The sequence below is a fragment of the Flavobacterium sp. TSSA_36 genome, assembly GCF_051547165.1.
Taxonomy (GTDB): Bacteria; Bacteroidota; Bacteroidia; order Flavobacteriales; family Flavobacteriaceae; genus Flavobacterium.
In genome coordinates, this window is the sequence record NZ_JBPTTP010000003.1 from 378698 (window position 1) to 399976 (window position 21279).

A 21279-nucleotide genomic window follows, 5' to 3' on the forward strand; every position below is an offset into this window, starting at 1 on the left:
AAATCAAATACTGAAAAGCTGTCTTTATCCGACAGCTTTTTTTTGTAGAAGAGAAAGAAAAAAAAAGACAAAAAAACTCTCAATATTTTGAAGTAAAATCATTATTTGATAGGAATAGATTGTTATTTTTGTGTTAAAACAATACATATGAAAAACATTCTATTTCTTACTTTCTTCATCAGTTTATCTGTTTTTGCTCAGAGCAATTTTGAATCAGGGTACATCATCAATAACAACAATACTAGAACAGTTTGTTCCATTAACAATTTGGATTGGTACAATAATCCCAACGAAATAAAGTACAAAACAACTGCAAATGAAGCCCCAAAGACGATAAAAATTAGCGACTTCAAAGAATTTAAAATTGAGAACTACCCAAAATACAAGCGATTTAATGTTAAAATAGATAGATCTACAAGCGACATCAATCAACTAAGTACGACTAAAGATCCTATTTTTATTGAAGAAACACTTTTTTTAAAAGTAATCGTTGAGGGAGACACCAACCTATACGAGTACCGCGATGGTAATCTATTGCGCTTTTTTTTCAGTAAAGGCAATCATGAAACTGCGGAACAACTTATATACAAGGAATACCTTCCGCAAGAATCTAATGGAGCTGCTGAAAACAACTTTTACAAGCAACAGTTACTAAACAATTTAGACTTTAAAAAAGTTTCTGTCAAAGAAATTAAAAAAGTAAAATATAACAAAACCGACCTACAAATTATAGTTCTAAAATCAAATGCAACTGAGGTGTCATCTTCTATACCTGAACTTAATGAACGAGATAAAACGATCTTAAATGTAAGAGCTATAGCTGGAGTACAATTTGCTAAGCTCTCCATGGACAATAACAGTAGTGCTTCGTATACCTTTAGCACAAAACCAATCCTTGCTATAGGTTTTGAAATCGAAAGTGTTTTTCCTTTTAATAAAAGAAAATGGTCAATTTTTGCAAGCCCAAACTTTCAATCCTATAAAGTGACTCAAAAAAACAACAGTAATCTAACCATGACTGCTGATTACAGTTTCATAGAATTCCCCGCCGGAATCCGCCATTATGTAGATGTAAATAATAAATCTAAACTGTTTTTCGATGCTGGAATTACCTTGTCATTAAAATTAAACGATGCCCTAAAATATTCAGGACAAGACTTAGAAGTAAGCAATGCGACAAATATTTTTATGGGAGCTGGCTACAAGTATGGAGATTTCAATATTGAACTTCGCTATAACTTTAACAGAGAGCTTTTACCGACTTATTTACAGTGGAAAGCAAAGTATGCATCAGTAGGCATTTTATTGGGCTACAAATTCATGTAAATTATAATAACACAGTAATACGTTACGCAATTGCTGCTAGAGATCAAAGGAATATACTAAAAAGCTGTCGAGATTCGATGGCTTTTTTTGTTTGCGCAGCTTTTGAAAATAAAATCTTTTCAACAAAATAAGATTGCAAAACCGTTTTACAAAATTTAATTTTACCTTTGACGTTTCAACAAAAACAAAAATTATGGTTTATAAATTTAGAGTTATTCTAGATGCCGAAGAAGACATTTTTAGAGACATAGCAATACTTTCTGACGATACTTTAGAAGATTTACACAACGCTATTTTTAATGCATTTGGCTTTGATGGTATGGAGGTAGCTTCCTTTTATACCTGTGATGAAACTTGGAATCAAGAAGATGAAATTCCTTTGTTTGATACGGGAGATGTTCCTGGCGAACAACGTACCATGAGCGATTACGCTTTATCGGATATCCTTGATGAAGCCAATACCAAAATTATCTATGTGTACGATTTCATCAACATGTGGACGTTCTTGGTTGAATTAGCCGCTATAGAAGAACCAGTTGCAGGTGGTACCTATCCAGAAACCTTATTCTCTCACGGTATTATGCCAGCAGAAGCCGGTGAAAAAAACTTTGAAGCCGATATGAATGATGACATCTACGGCGAATTCGAAGACGATCTTGACGAAGACGACCTAGACATGTTTAGTGGTGACGATAGCTTCGAAGACTACGGATTCGAGGAGAATTGGAACTAATTTTTTTGAGAAGCTAAGTTTCTAAGTCACTGAGAAGCTAAGAAACATAGAATTTCAGCGAATTATAAACTAGTAAAATGAGTGATTTTAGAAAAATTTTAGTGTGGCAAAAAGCCATGGCTTTAACTACAAAGATTTATAACAACTCTCAAAAATTTCCAAAAGAAGAGATTTTCGGTTTAACTTCTCAATTAAGACGATCTGCCATTTCAATTCCAAGTAATATTGCAGAAGGGATTGGTAGAGATAGTAAAAACGAACTCTTGAGGTTTCTTACTATTGCTATGGGATCTTTATTTGAATTGCAAACTCAACTGGAAATTGCAAAAAATATAAACTTTTTAAAAGAGGAAGAATTTAATAATATGTATGAGGATAGTAGAGAGATTGAAAGAATGTTGGTTGCATTCATAAAAAAAATAAAAGAAAGCAACTAAAATCTTAGCAACTTAGAAACTTAGTACCTCATCAACTCCAAAAAAAATGATCAACTTATTCAACACCCACATCGAAACGCTTTCCATACATCGTGTTGGAAACAAGAGTCGTAATGAAGCGATCTTCTTATCAGAACAACCTTTTAACCTCAACGATGAAATTGTTCCGTTGATTAAAGAATTCTTCTTAAAACCTTTTAGAGAAAAAGAAGAAAATTACTTTCAATTTGCACACGAAGTAGATTTGGATTACAACGACATGTTCAAATTTGCCTCTCAAATTTTTGATAATCCAGGCAGTTTGCACGAAGTTTCTAAACAAATCACACAACACTTGTTCGAGCAATCCAATCATCCGCACATCAAGAATGGCGAGGTGTATGTGGCGCACTTGACAAATGTTTCGATAGACAACAACATAGTAGACGCTATTGGTATTTTTAAAAGCGAAATCCAATCCGACTTTTTGCAATTTGAGGAAAAAGAAACGCACTTGGAGATGATTCTACAACACGGCGTGAGCTTAAACAAACTCGACAAAGGTTGTTTAATCTTTAACCACAAAAAAGAAGAAGGCTACAAAATATTGACGGTAGACAGCAATCGTTATGATGCACGCTACTGGTTGGAGCATTTCTTGTCTGTAGATGCTTTTGAGGACGAAAACTTCATCACCAAAAAGTATTTGAAATTTTGTCAAAACTTTGCCAAAGATGTTGTTTTTCCTGCCGAAGACAAAAAAGAAGAAGTGATGTTTATGAACCGCTCGGTGAATTATTTCGCTAAAAATGACCAATTTGAAGAATCGAATTTCTTGAACGAGGTTATTGATAATCCCGATTTGATTCCTGAATTCAAAAACTATAAAGTAGACAAAGGGGAGAAATACAGCATCGAAGATGTGACCTCCTTCCCTATTGCCAATGCTGCAGTTTCGGATGCAAGAAAATCCATCAAAAACGTGATTAATCTGGATACGCATATCCAAATCAAAATGGATTTTATCAATCCAGAAAGTGCCGAAAAATTTGTAGAAAAAGGCTGGGACGAAGAAAAACAAATGTATTACTACCTAGTATATTTCAACAAAGAAGAGAAAAACTAAAGTTGAAAAAAAACTTTTGTAACCACATAGATTCATAGATTATACTTGAGAAATAAAGAGAAAGAATAGAAATAGCACTATTTTTCACACATAGAAACACTATGTGAATAGTAAAACGTCTATGCTAGTTTTTTTTTAAAATTTTTCTATGCCTCTATGTGGTAAAATCATTTCTACAGACAGCAAATTATGTCGACATAACTTTATCCTCAATTGCTCTGCGCAGTTGAGGATTTTTTTTGAGCCATAGCACACAAAGATTGCGTAAATTTGCATTCTTAAGCCTAAGCAAATGAAAAGCATTACACTCAAAGAAAGTCCTTTCAAAACGCTCATTTCGTTTCATAAACTCATCGAATCTTTAGAAGAAATTGCGCAATCCGATGTGGATTACCGTTCCAACTATGCCAAAGCCTTACTCAAGGAAATCGAAGCTTTTCCTGAATTTAGAGACGGTATCGAGGATTTAAGCCTAATACAAGACAACGAAGCCTTAGTACGCAATTTACTCGCCGACTTGTTTCCTACCGCTTTAACCCACAACGAAATCAAAGCGGTGGCTATTCCTTTTCAAAATCTGACCTTCAATTATACCGAACGTTTCAAAAAAATACTTCAGCACCAAGGATTTTCTCCAGAATTCTCAATAAGAGATGTAGACGATGACCAATTGTATATTATGAATTGCGCCTTGATTCTGAATGAATTCTACGGTCAAAAAATCAACTTCAACCAACCTTTGTTTTTTGATATCCAAGACCAAAACGGTATTATGAATCATTATCGCATTTTGTACAATGCCGATTTTGTCGAAATCATTCCCACCGAGAAATCCTTGACTTTAACCCAAGAAGAGGTGCACGAATTGCTCGATAATTATGACAACATCGACCTTTGGAAAGCCAAATTCCCTAAAGAAAGCTGGATTCTCAAAGGCTTTGGAATTGTGTCTTTGTATGATGCCACCACCGAAAGCGCCATTTCGAATTTAAAAAGTAACCTTTTGAAGTCCGAAATCGAAAAGGGTGAATATGCTAATGAATTCGAAATAATTTTCCGTTCCGTATTTAAAATTCCTGAGTTAAGAGTGGGTTTCATTTTGTACGATCAAGAAGAAAATACCTTTGTCAAACCACCTTATTCTGATGCCACCTTATCGAGTTATTTGCTTTTTAACGTGCAAGAATTAAGTTGTTCCGACTCGCTGTTTGGCTGTTGTTTCGAAGAAGCTATCACAGAAAAAAAATCACTTATCATTGCAGATGTAGATCAATATTTACTGCAAACAGAAAATAAAGTCTTGTGCGAACATTTGCTTGCGCAAGGCATCAAAAGTGCTGTCTTTTCGCCTGTCATCAAAAACAATGTGTTGCTGGGTGTAATTGAGCTAGTAGCACCAACCGCCAGAGCACTGAATAGCCTGAATGCCGAAAAACTCGATTTAATTATTCCTTATTTAGTCGACACTATAGAACGTCACAATACCGATATTTTGCATCAGGTCGAAGCGGTGATTCAACGTGAGTATACCGCCATTCACCCAAGCGTGTATTGGAAATTCCGAAAAGAAGCGTACAAATACATTCAAACCAACAGTTTCAACAAAGAGTATATTTTCAAGGAAATTGTCTTCAAAGAAGTCTTTCCGCTCTATGGTCAAATCGATATCAAAGGCTCTTCCGTTCACCGTAACGAGGTCGTCAAAGAAGATTTGAAAAACCAATTAAAAACGTTGTTGGACATTTTTTCGAACCAAAAATCCAATCAGCATTTGTTGTTGCTCGAGCAACGCCAATTCGAATTGCAGTCGTTCTACAACGAACTCGACGCGCCACTCAAAGCCGACTCCGAGCAGCTGATTCAGAATTACATCGAAAACGAAATTCACCCCATTTTGAGAAACACCAAAATGGATTTTGATACCGAAAAAGTAGAAAACAGCTATTTTGCGAGTTTGGACCCCAAAACGGGATTGTTTTACCACGCCCGCAAAAAGTTCGATAACGCCATGTCGATTATCAACAAAAAACTGGCAGCCGTCCTCGACAAAAAACAAGTCGAAGCACAGCAAATTTACCCGCATTACTACGAACGCTTCAAAACCGATGGCGTAGAACACAACCTGTACATAGGCACCAGCATTGCGCCCACCCGAAGTTTCGACATGATGTATTTGCACAATTTACGCCTTTGGCAATTGCAAACCCTTTGCGAAATGGAGCTGGAACACCACCAACTCAAAGCCACTTTGCCGTACGAACTCGACGTCACCTCGCTGATTTTGGTCTTTAGTTCCCCGCTTTCGATTCGTTTTCGCATGGACGAAAAACGTTTTGATGTAGACGGCACCTACAATGCCCGTTACGAAGTAGTCAAAAAACGCATCGACAAAGCCCACATCAAAGGCACCCAAGAGCGCATCACCCAAAAAGAAAAAATCACCATAGTGTACTCGCACAACAACGAAGAGCAAGAGTACCTTAAATACATCAAGTACCTGCAATTCAAGAACATCCTTGAGCCCACCGTAGAGCAATTCGAAATCGAGGATTTACAAGGCGTTTCGGGTTTGCGCGCCCTACGCGTCAAGGTCAAAAACACCACCGAGAGCGACACTCCCACCAAAACCTATACCTACCAAGAACTACTCGACGAAATCAAGTAATTTCAGGCAACATAACGTTTCCCATTTTTATATTTTGGGCATGTCCCCCGCCAGACGTTTGGTTTTTTACCACACCCAAAGGTCAAGCGGGGGTCGGGCTGTCCGCTATATCTCTTGGGGCGAACCCCGCCCCAAGAGGATGCCGCTCCCATCCCTCATGCGAAGGTAGAAGTACGAAATTAGAAGTTAGAAGTTGAAAAAAGGAAATGGAAAGTAGCAAAAGAGAAGGGTATATTTCAGAAAATTTTTATATTTTTTGAAGGAAAAAGGATATATTTGGGGAAGGAAAAAGTCTGACTACAAGTAAACCTATCTGTCTAATTTAGAAATGATAGGTTTGATGCTTTAAGAACTGTGTGCAAGTCTAATGAAATATTAAAAAAACCAAAAACTTAACATTTAATTTAAATCGAATGAACGGAAAAAATTAACTATTTTACTTCTATTGCTTGGTGCTTTTCTACTTTTTCTTACCGTATTATTTTACCTACTAAAATTTGGAAGCGCAAATTTTTCTGACAACGCAAATGATTGGGTGAATTTTTCAAATTATTTTAGTGGAATTCTAAATCCAATTTTCACTTTATTAAACTTGGTCTTTTTTGCATATTTAAGCTTCAAATTGATAAAAATTGAAGATGAACGAAATAATTGGACATTACAAGAATTAGCAAGACCATATGGCAATTTACTTTTTGTAAATACATATGACAGTATTGAAATTAGTATTGATAATGTAGGACTAGGTCCACTAGTTTTGACAGATTTTAGAGTTTATAAAGACATCAATAAACCCTACATTGACTTTTATGATTTAGTTAATGACATTGCTGATGAAGAAAATGTGAATGAAGAAATTCTATTAAAAATAGATTCTTTTACACTTAATGCAGATAGTGGAGCTATTGCAAAAGATAAATCATTTTCTATCTTCAAATTATATTTTAATGATGATAATCATCAAGAAAATCGGAAACTTATAGAACTTATGCGAAAAAGATTGAATGAATATTCAATTTCGTTTACATATAAAGATATGTATGGAAAAGAAATTGAATGTATGACTGAAAAAATGCACTTTAAAGCCTAAATACAATAATAGCGTCTAACAAAAGCTATAGGTGATTTGTGGATTTGGTTAAATAAAAAAATTGTTTTGTACTTGGAAGTTTTTGCATGAAAATTAACATTATTTCAGACCCAAATCCCTTATAGAGCGAGAACATAGCAGTAATAATATCATAACTATGAGAATAACATCTTATCAACAATTATACAATGAAGTAATCACAAAAGTTCAATGGGCAAGATTTGGAAGAAACCATATGGAAAATTATCGTGGTCATGCTTTGAGAGAATATGAATTATTACCTGGTTTAGGAAGGTATAATTATGAAAACGAAGAGCTTAAAGCAAAAGAAAAATGCTTATATGAAAACTTTTTAAAACAAGTTGAGGATGGAGCAATTGATGCAGTTCGAAAACCTTTTAAAAATGGAGATTATTTTGAAATTAAAAATTACTGGTATTCATTATTCCAAGCCCAGCATTTAGGATTGAAAACAAGATTAATGGATTGGTCTATTGGTTGGGAAACTGCACTTATGTTTGCGGTTAACGAAGAAAAGCATCATGGAAGAGACGGAAGTTTTTGGATTTATTTCTGTCAAAGAGAAAATCTGTTTAATGTTGACAATATTGAAGAAATTACAGCTATAAATCCTTTAGAATTTAAAGGCGACGCAATGATTAATTCCCCTCTCTACATGTTTGACGAAATATTTGATATTATTGGAGAAAAAAGAATGGGACGCCAAAGTGGAAGATTTTGGGTGCAGTCAATAGAAAACAGTAAAATTCCATTAAATTTTCAACCTCAATTTGCTCCATACTTAAACGAAATTATAATTGATGGCAATAGTAAAGCTGCTATAAAGCAAGAATTAACAGAACGTGGAATTACATTAGATTGGCATTATTATCGTAATGATGAAAATATTAATATAGAAGTTAAAAAAATAAATGAGTCGTGCCTTTAAAAACCATTACTGCTAACACACGTAACTGTTGTGCAAACTACCTCCAAAAGTCTAGCTAATTAGTTAATCCAGCTCTGAAAATTTATCTATTATAAAGCAAAACTATAAACTCTGCTATACCAGAAGGAATAATTAGATTCAAAAAACGTAAAACAGAGAGAGTCTTATTATCGATACAATTAAGTTTCAATCAGAAAAACCTAAATTTGAATATTATTTTTTTAGTCTTAATACATATTAATTTTCGCAATTAACTTAGTAGTTAATTGGGCTACAAAGTTTATTGTGCTTTCATTGGTGGGAAATCCTTCTGGATATTCCCCGCTCTGCAAACATCTCCGACTTCGCAGTATTGTAGTTGTAAAAACTTATGCGTAATTTAACTAACCAAAATAGCACCTTAACTAGTAAAAAATGATTGGAATAGCCCTACTTTTTATAATTCTTGGCATCTTAATTAAATACGGAAAAATGTATTTTTTAATTGCTGGCTATAACACTATGTCAAAAGAAGAAAAAGAAAAAATTGACATCCAAGGAATTGCCACTTTATTTAGAAATGTGCTGTTTGGAATGGCTTTAACAATTACAATTGGGTATTTCGTTGCAAAAAGCTTTGAAAATTCAACTATTGAAAACATTGCTTTTTTTGCGGCAATTATAATCGGTGTACCTTATTTATTGATTGCCTCAAATTCAAAAAAGTATAAAATTCGTTCCTAAAGATTAGCTATTTTGGTACTCTCGCTCAGCAAATATATCCGACTTCGCATTATTGTAGTTTCATTTAGAACCCAAACCCGCTGTAGTACCAGAACGTTAGCGGTCATGAGCCGTTGCGAAAAAAAAGCTAAATAAATTCCCGTTTTGGGAACTTTTGTTATCTTTGTAAAAAATTAGAAACGTTTGAGAGTAATTGCCAAAAAAATATTGAGAGATTTTTGGGAATCCCATGCAGATTGTGAACAACAATTAATGGCATGGTTTCAAGAGGCAAGTAAAGCTGAATGGAAAAATCCAAATGAGATAAAGCAAGAATACCCAAGCGCAAGTATTTTGAATGATAATCGAGTTGTTTTCAACATAAAAGGGAACAATTATAGATTGATAGTCAAAATAAATTATGATTATCAAATGATTTGGATTCGTTTTATTGGGACACATTCAGAGTATGACAAAATTAACGCTAACGAAATTTAATAGCTATGGAAATTAAACCTATAAAAACAGTTAAAGATTATAATCAAGCACTTGAAAGACTTGAAATGATTTTTGACGCAAAAAATGGCACATCGGAAGGAGATGAACTTGAAGTACTTGGAATTTTGATTGACCAATACGAAAATGAGCACTTCACTATTGGTTTGCCAGACCCAATAGAAGCTATTAAATTCAGAATGGAACAGATGGGCTATAACCAAAATGATTTGGCAAACATTGTAGGCCTAAAAAGCCGTGCAAGCGAAATTCTAAATCGAAAAAGAAAGCTATCTCTTGAAATGATTAGAAAATTACACAAAGCGCTACATATTCCAACTGATGTTCTAATTCAAACTTATCAATAATCACGACTGCTAACACACGCAACTGTTTCGCAAACCGCCCCCCAAAGTCTAACTAATTCAGTACTCCAACTCTGAGAATTTATCCAACTTCGAAGCATTTTAGTTTCGCCTTGTAATCCATAAAATATCAAAAATCTCCTGACTTGTATCGTTTTTGTAAGGGATGGACTTTTGATTTTTCACTCATAACACCTTAAATTTTAAACACATAAACAAAAACTAAAAGACTTTTAGTAGCTTTACATATCACAAAAAAGATTTATTTATGAAAAATATCCTTTTTCCCCTTGTAACTATAGTCTCTGTCTTGCTTTTCTCTTGCAGCAACAACGATAATGAACCTACAACACCTACAAAAGCCGCTATTTCGGGTTTGGTCATTCTTTATGATGAAGGAACAACGCTTTTGGATAAATCGAATATGAATGTTAAGGTCGTTGGAACTACTCCTTTGATTCAAACTACTACTAACGCTGAGGGAAAATTTGTGCTTCCCGAAGTACCCTTTGGCACCTATACCCTAGAATACTCAAAAACGGGATTTGGTACTTTTAAAAAAATTGGAGTGGTACACGGAACCAACGGACAAGCCACCTTCATTAGCGACATTCCCTCCTTAGGACAACTGTCTACTACTACCGTAACGAACGTAACGGCTGCTGTTTTGAACAATCAAGTAAAGTTGTCCATTACAACAAACCCAGCAGGAAATACAGCCAACCGTCGCTATGTGCGTTTCTTTTTGTCCACAAATGCTCAAGTAAGTAACACCAATTACACTTATTTTTCTGCTGTTTTTGTGGCACAAATCAATCCTTTTGAAAAAACCATCACTCAAACCGAATTACTTTCAGCCGGTTTTGCATCCGGTCAACAAGTGTATGTGAGAGCCTACGGAGATTCCTTTTCGAACAATGCCTATGATGACCCAGCCATAAGTAAAGAATATTTCCAAATCTAAATGGTACTACTGTAGCCGCCACTTCATTTGTGGTTCCGTAAATTCACCAAGTAATGATAACCTATCATCTATTAAATGGAGACTGTTTGGCTGACCAACTGAGACAAACTAACATCAATCAAAACTTTATAATTTGCAGAGAATGTTTGATTGTAGGTCCTGTGGCTACCGATTCCCTTGATACCTTTTGGAACGTTCGAGCTCAATTTATTGCTGGTACTTATCAAGAATCGGCTGCAAAGTATTTTGATAAAACAGTCCATGAATTAAACAAACTCAACAACTTGCCGGAGCAGTCCGAAATTTGCCTTTGGTTTGAAAATGATTTATTTTGTCAGGTCAACATGTGGTTTGTGCTCTCCTTACTTTCCAAGTATCCCACTTTTAAAGTCTTCAGAGTATTTCCTATCATCACAAGCAAAGCGGATATATGGAAAGGTTTTGCCCAATCCTCTCCCGAAACACTAGAACAAGCCTATCATTCAAAAATTCAATTTTCACCTGATGACATCAAGTTGGGGGAAAAACTATGGTCTGCGTATCAAAATAATGACTTAGACAAACTTATTACATTAGCCAAAACTCCATCAGACTGTTTTGAGTATCTAGAAGAGGTTTCCCAAGCTCACAGTGACCGATTTCCATTAGACCAATCCTTAGGAAGACCCGAAAAAGTGATACAAGAAATACTTGACACACAATCAAGAGATTTTCAACTTGTTTTTTCGGAATTTGCAAAAAGAGAAGGAATTTATGGCTTTGGAGATATTCAAATTAAGAGCATGTATGACAGATTGATTCAATAGTGTTTACGCTATGAAACATTTTTTTACAAAAAGAATCATTTTCCCTACGAATATTACACGCCTGCCATTTTAAAAGCCACCACAAAAGCAATTACCGAAGCCACAATTCCAAACATAAAGAAATTATAAGCTACACGTAGCAAGCGGTATTTGCGCTCCAAGACAATGCCCAAAAAGTATAAGTCTTTGATCATAGTGTTGTAAATATAATCACGGTCTTTGATCATTTCGTTCATTGCCCATTGGTATTCGTCGAGAGGCATTTTATAAAAATTACCAAAAAACAAGAGGTTCACTTTTTGCTCTTCGATGTCTTTTCGAGAGAAAAAGCCTTTGGTTACTTTGGGACGCGTGGAAAGAATCGCAAAAATAATCGTCGTTACACTAGATACAATCATAAAAAAAGTCGGCATCATTAAATGCGCGTATTTTGGATTGTCCAACTTCGGAATAATCGTAGACAACGCAATAGAAATGATAATAGCATTTACGGATAACAAGATATTCGCCTTACTGTCGGCAATGCCACTCAAGCGGGTGTGATTACCAAGGGTGACTCTAAAAACCGTATCAATTCCACGATCGGGTTTGTCTGGCTTGTCTTCTTTGGGCGTATTGGCTTTCTTCTTCTCCTTTTTGCCTTTTTTATCTTCTTTGGTGTTAATAATTTTTTGCAAAGCGATACAGTTTTTATCTTTTAAAGGTTGCCAGTTTTCCTTGGCAAAATCGGTATAAAATTGATGATTGTTGACCATAAAATCAAAATTAACCAAAGCCCATTCTTTGTCGGTGTAGGTCACCTTTTCGGTTTTTTCCCATTCCTTACGGAGTTTTTCACAACTGAACAAATAGTCGGCTCCAAAAAGATGGTAGTAATCGGCATCTTTAATTATTTTTTCTAAAAGCGTCTGAGGGACATACGTTTTTTCGGTGGCCGCAATCAACTGACAGACTTGGGTAATAAATGCATTAGAAGCACCTTGCTCAGTCAAAAAAGTGGTAACCAAATCACAGCTACATAATTCATGGTTGCTACAACCTGTAATGAATCCGGTATCATGAAACCACGCGGCAATAAGTAAGGCCTCACGCTCTTCACCTTCAACTTTTTCTACTTGACATAAAGTAGTTACTGCTGCTACCACGCCTTTGGTATGCGTTAAATTATGATAGGTATATTCGCTAGAAAGGTTATCTTTGAGCAAAGAAGTGACAAAATCTTGAGCTTTAGAAATCAGGAACATAAACAAATTTTTATACGACTAAATTATGGAATTGTTTTGGGATTATCGTTTTAAAGCAATTAAAACTAGAATTACCCTTCTTATCTTGATACTATTGCTTCAATCCTGTGCCACACATCAGGCACAATTTGGAAAAGAAGCAGCAAAAACAAGGACTACTAACGGCATTGATACCACAAAAATTGCCCACACTTTTTATTTAATTGGCGATGCCGGCAATGCCGACTTACCACTACCCCAACAAACCCTTGAGCTCTTGAGTCAAAAGCTAGCTTCGGCACACAAAAATAGTACTTTATTGTTTTTGGGAGATAATATTTATCCCAAAGGAATGCCAAGCGACAAAGAACCTGAAACAAAGGCCTTGGCCGAAACCAAATTGAATACACAACTCGCTTTGGCTAAAAACTTCAAAGGGCAAACAGTATTCATTCCCGGAAATCACGATTGGTACAGCGGCATCAAGGGATTAGAGCGTCAAGCGCAATACATCACCACGAAATTAAATGATAAAAAAAGCTTTCTTCCACAAAAAAACTGTGCCATCGAAAGTGTAAAAATCAACAGTAATCTAACAATGATTGTGGTGGATAGCCAATGGTTCCTTGAAGATTGGAATCAACATCCTACCATCAATGAATTTTGTGACATCAAAACCAGAGAAGATTTTTTCGAAGAACTTGAAGACCTTTTAAACAAAAACAGGGATAAAAAAGTAGTGTTGGCCCTCCACCATCCTTTGCAAACAAATGGGTCGCACGGCGGGCAATTTTCGCTAGAAAAACAACTTTTCCCTTTGGAACAAAAAATTCCGTTGCCTATACTTGGGTCGGTTATCAATTTACTACGCAAAACATCAGGAATAAGTCCGCAAGACATTCAAAACAAGCAGTACACCATCCTGACCAAACGCATCAAAACCCTATTACAAGCCCACAATAATGTAGTAGTCGTTTCCGGTCACGACCATAATTTACAGTACATTGACCACGACAACATCAAACAAATCATAAGTGGTGCTGGCTCAAAATCTGAAGCTGCGAGAGCCATTTTTCCAAATGATTTCTCCTATGGCGGTAATGGTTACGCCACTCTTTCTGTTTACAAAAATGGTCGTATCACAGCTTCCTTTTTTGGAAATGAAAAAGGAAAAGAACAACTTTTATTCGAAACTACTCTTTTCGATTCGGATGAAAAAAGTGCTACTATGGCGCCAAAAGATTTCCCAAAAACCACTACTGCCTCAATTTACACCCAAAAGCAAACCCGAAAAAAAGGATTTTATAAGTTCCTTTTTGGTACGCATTACAGAAAAGTATACAGCACGAAAATTGCCGTTCCTACTGTCACTCTCGACACGCTTTATGGCGGTTTACAACCCAAAAGAGCGGGTGGTGGACATCAATCCAATTCCCTGCAATTGGTAGACAAAGACGGAAAAGAATACGTAATGCGCGCCTTAAAGAAAAGTGCCACTCGTTTTCTGCAAGCCGTAGCCTTCAAAGATCAATACGTGGTTACTGACTTTGAAGACACCTATGCCGAGGATTTTTTATTTGATTTTTACACGACATCACATCCTTATACGCCTTTTGCGGTGGGTAATCTTGCGGACAAAATTGGAGTCTATCACACCAATCCAAAATTGTTTTACATCCCGAAACACAATGCTTTGAAAGAATTCAATGCCAATTTTGGTAACGAATTGTATATGGTAGAAGAAAGACCAAGTGACAGCCAAGTCGACAATGACCTGTTTGACAATCCCAATAAAATCATTGCCACCGATGATTTGCTCAGTAATTTACACAAAGACGAAAAATACCAAGTCGATGAAAAAGCCTATATCAGAGCGCGATTGTTTGATATGCTCATTGGAGATTGGGACCGTCATAGAGATCAATGGCGCTGGAGTGCCTTCAAAGAGGGAAAAAATGTTATTTATAAACCGATTCCAAAAGACAGAGACCAAGCGTTTAGTAAGTACGATGGAGCGTTGCTTTCCTTATTAATGAATATGCCTGCGTTGCGCCATATGCAAACGTTCAACTCGTCTATTCGTAATGTAAAATGGCTCAATAGAGAGCCTTATCCATTGGATTTGGCGTTATTAAGAACTGCTACAAAGGAAGATTGGATTGAAGAGGCCCAATACATTCAAAACCATTTGTCTGATAAAGAAATAGAAGAAGGTTTTGCATCAATTCCAAATGAAATAAAAGGAAAAACGATCAACGACATCATTCAAAAATTGAAAGTCCGAATGCGAGACTTACCGAATTATGCCAAAGCATATTATGAAGTGCTTCAAAAAACGGTCGTAATCGTCGGGACGAACAAAAAAGAACAATTTTCTATTTCATTCCCTTCAAAAAACGAAGTTGAAGTGGTAGTCTCTCGTCTTAAAAAAGAAGGCCAAGAATGGTGGTATACCAAACGATTTGACGCAAAAACCACCAAAACAATTTGGATTTATGGCTTGGATGATGATGACGTTTTTGAAGTTAATGGAAAAAACAAGTCTGGAATTTTACTACGCCTTTTGGGTGGACAAAATAACGATAGTTATACCGTAACCCACGGCAAAAACATTATGGTTTATGATTTTAAATCGAAACCTAACACTTATAATTTAGATGGAAAAACCAAAAAAGTAATCACAGATGATTATGACACCCAGTATTACAATTATGAAAAACCCAAATACAATGCAGTTTCAGGACTTCCGTTTGGCGGGTACAATCCAGATGATGGCGTAAAATTGGGGTTGATTGCTAACTATACGGTGAATCGTTTTAAACAAAATCCTTTTACACAAAAACACATACTAAAAGCCAACTACTTTTTTGCCACTAGCGGTTTTGAACTTATTTACAACGCTCATTTTCCAAAGGCTTTGGGCAATTGGGATATTGATTTGGAATCGAAATATACCAGCCCTAATTTCACCATTAATTTCTTTGGTTATGGGAACGAAACCATCAACAACGACGAAACGTTTGGAATGGATTATAACCGTGTGCGTCTAAGAACATTATCCATAACTCCCTCTCTGAAAAAAATAGGAAGAATGGGGAGTGAATGGAACTTTGGAACAATTATAGAACGCATAACCGTTGAAGAAAGCACAAACCGTTTTATTAATACGCCTGGTGTGGTTAATCCAGAGGTTTTTGAAAGACAAAAATTTGCAGGTGCCAGTGCCTCCTATTCTTTTGAAAACTACGATTTGCCTGCTTTTCCAAGTATGGGATTTGGTTTTTCGATAAAAGGAACTTGGAAAATGAATTTAGAAGAGCTCAACCGAAACTTCACGGCTTTGGAAACCAAAATTAACCTCAACCATCGCTTAGATAAAAAAGGAAAACTAGTACTGGCTACAATTCTAAAATCAAAAATACTTTTTAATGACCATTACGAATTCTATCAAGGTGCCACATTAGGAGGAGATTATGATCTTAGAGGTTTTAGAAATGAACGTTTTTTAGGAAAACGTTCATTCTATCAAAGCAATGATCTGCGTTGGCAATTAGGGAAAATCAAAAAAAGCTTGTTGCCCCTTTCTTATGGTCTTCTTGGGGGATTCGATTATGGCCGTGTTTGGCTTCCCAATGAAAGTTCCAGCAAATGGCATCAAGCCTTTGGTGGTGGTCTTTGGTTAAACGGATTGAATGTGCTAACTGCTAGAATTACTTATTTCAAAAGTAGGGATGAAGAAGCAAGAATTTCTATAGGCTTAGGGTTTGGATTTTAATTGACGTAACGAAGTCAAATACATTTTTGATCTTCCTTTATGGCTAGCCTCATCAGCGATTAGTAGTTGATTATTGTCGATAAAAGCAATGGATTCTTTTTGTGAAAAATGTCCCAAACTAAAAAGGGTTTTCGTTCCATTTAGTACCGTCCCTCCTTTAAATCCTGACAACAAAAATATTTTGTCGTGGCAAAGCAGTACAATTTTGCTTTTATCAGGACTTAGTGCCGCTCCGGTGATTTGGCAACTGTTGTACGTGTTGCACGTTTTAATTTTTCCAATTAATTGCGCTTGCTGCACGCCAGCCGCATTTCTAATTTTATAGACTAACGAAGTACCGTCAAAATATTTGCTTCTGTTTTTGGTAAACAAATAAAAATAGCCTTGCCATTCAATAAATGCTTCGGTATCGAAAAGTAGCGCTGATTTTTTAGGAGGAAAATCTTTTTGCTCCGGAAACGAAAAGGAAATTTTATAGTCCGCTTTTACAGAAGATGCATTGAGTTTTGAAGATGCAATTTTGTAAATACACAAATCACGACGGGTATTGTCATTGTTCCCAAAATCGCCAATATACACATTGCCTTGCGCATCTTTGGTCAACTCTTCCCAATCAACATTGGAGGCATTGGAGATGGTGCACCTCTTTTTAAGTTCACCCGAATTCGCATCTAAACCAAAGAGCACGTTATCATTACCGCTATCTTCTAATCCCCAAATCATTTTGGTTTGAGGCATATATACCATTCCCGAAATTTCCTTTATTTTTTTGGGCAATTCAAATTGTACGGTCAAAACCCTGCTGTCACTTTGGCAAGCTAAACATACAATCCCCATCAAAACTATAATTCCCTTTTTCATGATTGAGCGTCTTTAAATAAGGTTCAAGATAAGAAAGGATTCGTATATAAAGAGTAGTGTTTTATTGTTTTTTCACCACTAAAGCCTAAAATTCATTTTTCCAAATCAATTTGGTTTTTATAATCATTGCAAATAAAAGCACTAAATACATTACAAGCAAAGAGTTTCACTTTTAACCTCAAAAATGAGTTTTTTATTTTACAGGATAGTGGTAGTTTTGTCCAACTAGTACTAAACTTCATGCAGCGTTGCATGAAAAAACCATCAATTATGAAATGAGCATGTCCGAAAATTGGTCGCAAAAACCAATGATGATATGCGAATTACATATGACCTTTTAAAAAACAATAAATAGCAACATATGAAAAGACAAAATATTTTGACTGGCTCTCCGTGGGAAGATAAAATGGGGTACTGCCGTGCGGTTCGCATTGGAAACATCATAGAAGTTTCGGGGACTGTAGCGATTGTGGATGGCGAAAAAGTAAAGGCAAATGATGCCTATGCGCAAACGCTGAACATACTCGAAAGGGTTGAAAAAGTTTTAGAAGATTTGAATGTGGGGATGAAAGATGTGATTCGAACTCGCATTTTTACTACCGATGTTAGCACTTTTGAGGATGTGGCGAGAGCACACTCCACTTTTTTTAAAGAGGTAAAACCTACAACTGGTTTTTATGGTATTAATCAATTGGTCGCGCCAGAATATTTGGTTGAAATTGAATTTACAGCAATTGCACCGGAATAACCTCTCATTATAATAAGGAATGTTTAGTTTTGTAACAAAATTAATGATTGCTTTTTATTTATGACTTTTCACACTATTAAATACAAAATGCTTACCTTATTACAATGGCTTACTATTGTACTATTGGTAGGCTTTTTTTCTGGGTCAGCCTCTGCCCTATTTTTACTAGCTTTAGAAAAAGTAACACAAATTAGAACGGCTAATTTCTGGATAATTGGCTTCTTGCCTTTGGGTGGATTTGCTATTGGATTGTTTTATCATTACTACGGAAAATCGGTGGTCAAGGGCAATAATTTAATTCTGGAAGAATACGACACACCGCAACAAACCATACCCTTCAGAATGGCGCCTTTGGTTTTGATTACTACCTTACTCACGCATCTTTTTGGAGGTTCTGCGGGACGCGAAGGTACAGCTGTACAAATGGGTGCTGCGATTGCCGACAGTATGAAACGCATTTTTGGAACCACAACTATTGATCGAAAGTCTTTATTGATAATGGGAATTAGTGCGGGTTTTGCTTCAGTTTTTGGGACTCCATTTGCGGGGGCCATATTTGCAATCGAAGTGGTTTACTTTAGTAAAATCAACCTCAAAAATTGCGTCCTTTCGTTTGCCGTGGCATTTACCGCTTATTTCACGGTTGAATTGTGGCCAGTAGCTCATACCCATTACAGTATTCCTGAAGTACCCGCACTGACTATCTCGCTGTTTTTTTGGACAATTTTGGCCAGTATCTTGTTTGGACTCGCAGCATTACTGTTTTCGCGTTCCACACACTTTTGGGGGAATTTATTTAGTAAAACGATTGCTTATGCACCTTTTCGACCTTTGGTAGGCGGTTGTGTTTTGGCTTTAGTAATTTTCATTTTTCATGTACAACCCTACATAGGTTTGGGTGTGCACGAAATTGTAACTGCATTCGAAACAGCAAAAGTCCCTTATGCTTTCTTGTTAAAAATTTTATTTACAGGTTTCACCTTGGGATGCGGATTTAAAGGAGGTGAAGTTACGCCGCTGTTTTTTGTAGGCGCAACTTTAGGCAGCGCTTTATCGACATTTGTACCAATGCCCATCGCACTTTTGGCTGGATTGGGTTTTGTAGCTGTATTTTCCGGAGCCACACATACACCCATTGCTTGTACGATCATGGGGATAGAACTTTTTGGTTTTGAAAGCGCCATATGCATCGCTTTGGCTTGCACCGTTGCCTACTTCTGCTCTGGTTCGGTAGGTATTTATAAATCGCAAATTGTAAAAGGACCAAAATATCACATATATCAAAAAATTAAAAATCAATTTCATCTTTTTAAATTCCCAAATTAACACACACTTTTTTTTCATTAGATAAAAAAATGTAATTTCGCAATCTATGAAATTACAAGACATTCAAGCCGTTCAAGCGCTTTTAGCTACACCTAAAAAAATTGCCATAATTCCACATCGCGGACCAGATGGTGATGCCATGGGCTCTACTCTGGCCTTATATCATTTTTTACTGAAACAGAATCATCAACCTATTGTGGTTGCACCCAATGAATTTCCGGATTTTCTGGCTTGGTTACCAGGTTCTGAAACCGTAAAAATATACGAGAAAGACAAGGACAATTGTACTGCCATTTTAAAAGATGCCGAACTCATTTTTACCCTAGACTTTAATGCTTTTCATCGTACCGGTGAGATGGAAACGGTTTTAGAACAACTTACCGTTCCTTTTATTATGATTGACCATCATCAAAAACCGGATGATTATGCTACTATCATGTATTCGGATACGCAATTTGGTTCAACATGTGAAATGATCTATAATTTTATTTCCTTTTTGGATCAAAAATCAAGTATCGATAAAACCATAGCTACTTGCATCTACACAGGTATTTTAACCGATTCGGGTTCTTTTCGTTTTCCAAAAACAACAGGAAACACGCATCGCATTGTGGCCGATTTGATTGATTTAGGAGTAGAAAATACTGTTATTCCAACTTTGCTTTTTGATAACAGCTCCTATAATCGTTTGCAACTATTGGGAAGAGCTTTGCAGAATATGCAATTGATTCCAGAGAAACAAACTTCTTATATTACCCTTACCCAAGCCGAATTGAATGAATTTCATTTTGTAAAAGGCGACACCGAAGGCATTGTCAATTATGGATTGAGCATCAAAGGAATTGTATTCTCGGCTATTTTTATTGAAAATCAAGAAGAAAAAATCATCAAAATCTCTTTCCGCTCTCAAGGTGATTTTGATGTCAATGAATTTGCTAGAAACCATTTTAATGGCGGAGGTCACATCAATGCAGCTGGAGGAAAATCTGAAGAATCGCTTAGTGCTACCGTAGCTAGATTTGAAGAATTGGTACATCAACTTAATCTATAATCGTATGAACAGTATAAAAAACAGTCTTTTAGTCGTTTTATTCGCTTGTTTTCTTTGGAGCTGCGAACAAAACCAAGAGGCCCGCAGACCGCTTTCGCAAGCTTCAGGAAGTTTTATGAAAAAATCGATAGAGCGCAATAAAAAACTGGTAGCTTCAGAGGAAGACCGAATTCAAGCGGTTATCAAAAAAAATGCTGGAATAGAATTCTTGGCCTCCAAAAAAGGCTATTGGTACCATTTTTCGAAAAGAAATATGCTAGATACTCTTACACCAAAAAAAGGAGATGTTGCTTTTTATGACTACGAAGTAAAAGATTTGAAAGGAAACATTATTTACACCAAAGAAGAAACACAACCTCAAACCTATTATGTAGACAAACAAAACATTATGATGGGGCTAAGAGATGGAATAAAACTGATGCATAAGAAAGAAACTTTTGTTTTCTTATTTCCATCACATATGGGCTACGGCTACCACGGTGACAATAAAAAAATCGGCACTAACATCCCATTATTGTGCACCGTAACTTTACGAAATTTTATGCCCGAAGCCGAACTAAAAAAACAAGAAATGCTAAAAGCCAAAGCTTTATTAAAACAACAAACGATTGCAAAAGATACCCTAAATCAATAAAAAACCTAAAATCAATTTATTAAA

19 protein-coding genes are annotated in these 21279 nt (G+C 36.0%); 17 read left to right on the forward strand and 2 right to left on the reverse strand.

Features of this window, described 5'->3' with window-relative positions:
* The first annotated feature begins 147 nt into the window (after window positions 1–147).
* From ACSVH7_RS08300 to ACSVH7_RS08355, 12 genes are all read left to right on the forward strand, one after another.
* Entirely contained in the window at window positions 148–1326 is a 1179-nt protein-coding gene (locus ACSVH7_RS08300) for a hypothetical protein (protein WP_438066246.1), read from the forward strand.
* Between the two features lie 193 nt (window positions 1327–1519).
* Complete coding sequence (locus ACSVH7_RS08305; protein WP_159686032.1) at window positions 1520–2059, forward strand: IS1096 element passenger TnpR family protein; 540 nt, start codon at window positions 1520–1522, stop codon at window positions 2057–2059.
* A gap of 77 nt (window positions 2060–2136) precedes the next feature.
* The gene (locus ACSVH7_RS08310) at window positions 2137–2496 is read left to right on the forward strand and encodes a four helix bundle protein (protein WP_438066247.1); all 360 of its coding nucleotides are present in this window, start codon (window positions 2137–2139) and stop codon (window positions 2494–2496) included.
* Between the two features lie 46 nt (window positions 2497–2542).
* Window positions 2543–3601: a nucleoid-associated protein gene (locus ACSVH7_RS08315; RefSeq protein WP_438066248.1), complete on the forward strand. Its 1059-nt coding sequence runs from the start codon at window positions 2543–2545 to the stop codon at window positions 3599–3601.
* Between the two features lie 292 nt (window positions 3602–3893).
* Window positions 3894–6266, forward strand: a complete 2373-nt coding sequence (locus ACSVH7_RS08320) for a GAF domain-containing protein (protein ID WP_438066249.1) — start codon at window positions 3894–3896, stop codon at window positions 6264–6266.
* Window positions 6267–6888: 622 nt separating this feature from the next.
* Window positions 6889–7356: a hypothetical protein gene (locus ACSVH7_RS08325; protein ID WP_438066250.1), complete on the forward strand. Its 468-nt coding sequence runs from the start codon at window positions 6889–6891 to the stop codon at window positions 7354–7356.
* Window positions 7357–7513: 157 nt separating this feature from the next.
* Entirely contained in the window at window positions 7514–8305 is a 792-nt protein-coding gene (locus ACSVH7_RS08330) for an FRG domain-containing protein (RefSeq protein WP_438066251.1), read from the forward strand.
* A 414-nt stretch (window positions 8306–8719) separates the two neighbouring features.
* Window positions 8720–9028 (forward strand): DUF3784 domain-containing protein, encoded by a 309-nt coding sequence (locus ACSVH7_RS08335; RefSeq protein WP_438066252.1) that lies wholly within the window; start codon window positions 8720–8722, stop codon window positions 9026–9028.
* Between the two features lie 183 nt (window positions 9029–9211).
* Complete coding sequence (locus ACSVH7_RS08340) at window positions 9212–9505, forward strand: type II toxin-antitoxin system HigB family toxin (RefSeq protein ID WP_159686010.1); 294 nt, start codon at window positions 9212–9214, stop codon at window positions 9503–9505.
* A gap of 5 nt (window positions 9506–9510) precedes the next feature.
* Complete coding sequence (locus ACSVH7_RS08345; protein ID WP_438066253.1) at window positions 9511–9870, forward strand: helix-turn-helix domain-containing protein; 360 nt, start codon at window positions 9511–9513, stop codon at window positions 9868–9870.
* Between the two features lie 265 nt (window positions 9871–10135).
* On the forward strand, window positions 10136–10831 hold the full coding sequence (locus tag ACSVH7_RS08350; RefSeq protein WP_438066254.1) for a carboxypeptidase-like regulatory domain-containing protein: 696 nt from the start codon (window positions 10136–10138) through the stop codon (window positions 10829–10831).
* Between the two features lie 53 nt (window positions 10832–10884).
* Complete coding sequence (locus ACSVH7_RS08355) at window positions 10885–11637, forward strand: DUF1835 domain-containing protein (protein ID WP_438066255.1); 753 nt, start codon at window positions 10885–10887, stop codon at window positions 11635–11637.
* Window positions 11638–11690: 53 nt separating this feature from the next.
* Here the strand turns inward: ACSVH7_RS08355 and ACSVH7_RS08360 are convergent, their stop codons facing one another.
* On the reverse strand, window positions 11691–12881 hold the full coding sequence (locus ACSVH7_RS08360; RefSeq protein ID WP_438066256.1) for a Pycsar system effector family protein: 1191 nt from the start codon (window positions 12879–12881) through the stop codon (window positions 11691–11693).
* Between the two features lie 25 nt (window positions 12882–12906).
* Between ACSVH7_RS08360 and ACSVH7_RS08365 the strand changes: the two genes are divergently transcribed.
* Window positions 12907–16635: a metallophosphoesterase gene (locus ACSVH7_RS08365; protein ID WP_438066257.1), complete on the forward strand. Its 3729-nt coding sequence runs from the start codon at window positions 12907–12909 to the stop codon at window positions 16633–16635.
* On the opposite strand, the gene ACSVH7_RS08370 is transcribed toward ACSVH7_RS08365, so the two are convergent.
* Window positions 16618–17496 carry a hypothetical protein gene (locus tag ACSVH7_RS08370; protein WP_438066258.1) on the reverse strand — a complete coding sequence of 293 codons (879 nt, stop codon included), beginning with the start codon at window positions 17494–17496 and terminating at the stop codon, window positions 16618–16620. The genes ACSVH7_RS08365 and ACSVH7_RS08370 overlap by 18 nt on opposite strands.
* A 361-nt stretch (window positions 17497–17857) precedes the next feature.
* Here ACSVH7_RS08370 and ACSVH7_RS08375 point away from each other — a divergent pair, with 361 nt between their 5' ends.
* The 4 genes from ACSVH7_RS08375 to gldI are packed head-to-tail and all read left to right on the forward strand — an operon-like array spanning window position 17858 to window position 21255.
* Complete coding sequence (locus tag ACSVH7_RS08375; RefSeq protein WP_438066259.1) at window positions 17858–18244, forward strand: RidA family protein; 387 nt, start codon at window positions 17858–17860, stop codon at window positions 18242–18244.
* 60 nt (window positions 18245–18304) lie between these two features.
* A complete protein-coding gene (locus ACSVH7_RS08380) occupies window positions 18305–19570 on the forward strand; it encodes a chloride channel protein (protein WP_438066260.1) in 1266 nt (421 codons plus the stop codon).
* Between the two features lie 46 nt (window positions 19571–19616).
* Window positions 19617–20621 (forward strand): DHH family phosphoesterase, encoded by a 1005-nt coding sequence (locus ACSVH7_RS08385; RefSeq protein ID WP_438066261.1) that lies wholly within the window; start codon window positions 19617–19619, stop codon window positions 20619–20621.
* A gap of 4 nt (window positions 20622–20625) precedes the next feature.
* On the forward strand, window positions 20626–21255 hold the full coding sequence (gldI, locus tag ACSVH7_RS08390) for a gliding motility-associated peptidyl-prolyl isomerase GldI (protein ID WP_438066262.1): 630 nt from the start codon (window positions 20626–20628) through the stop codon (window positions 21253–21255).
* Window positions 21256–21279 lie beyond the last annotated feature (24 nt).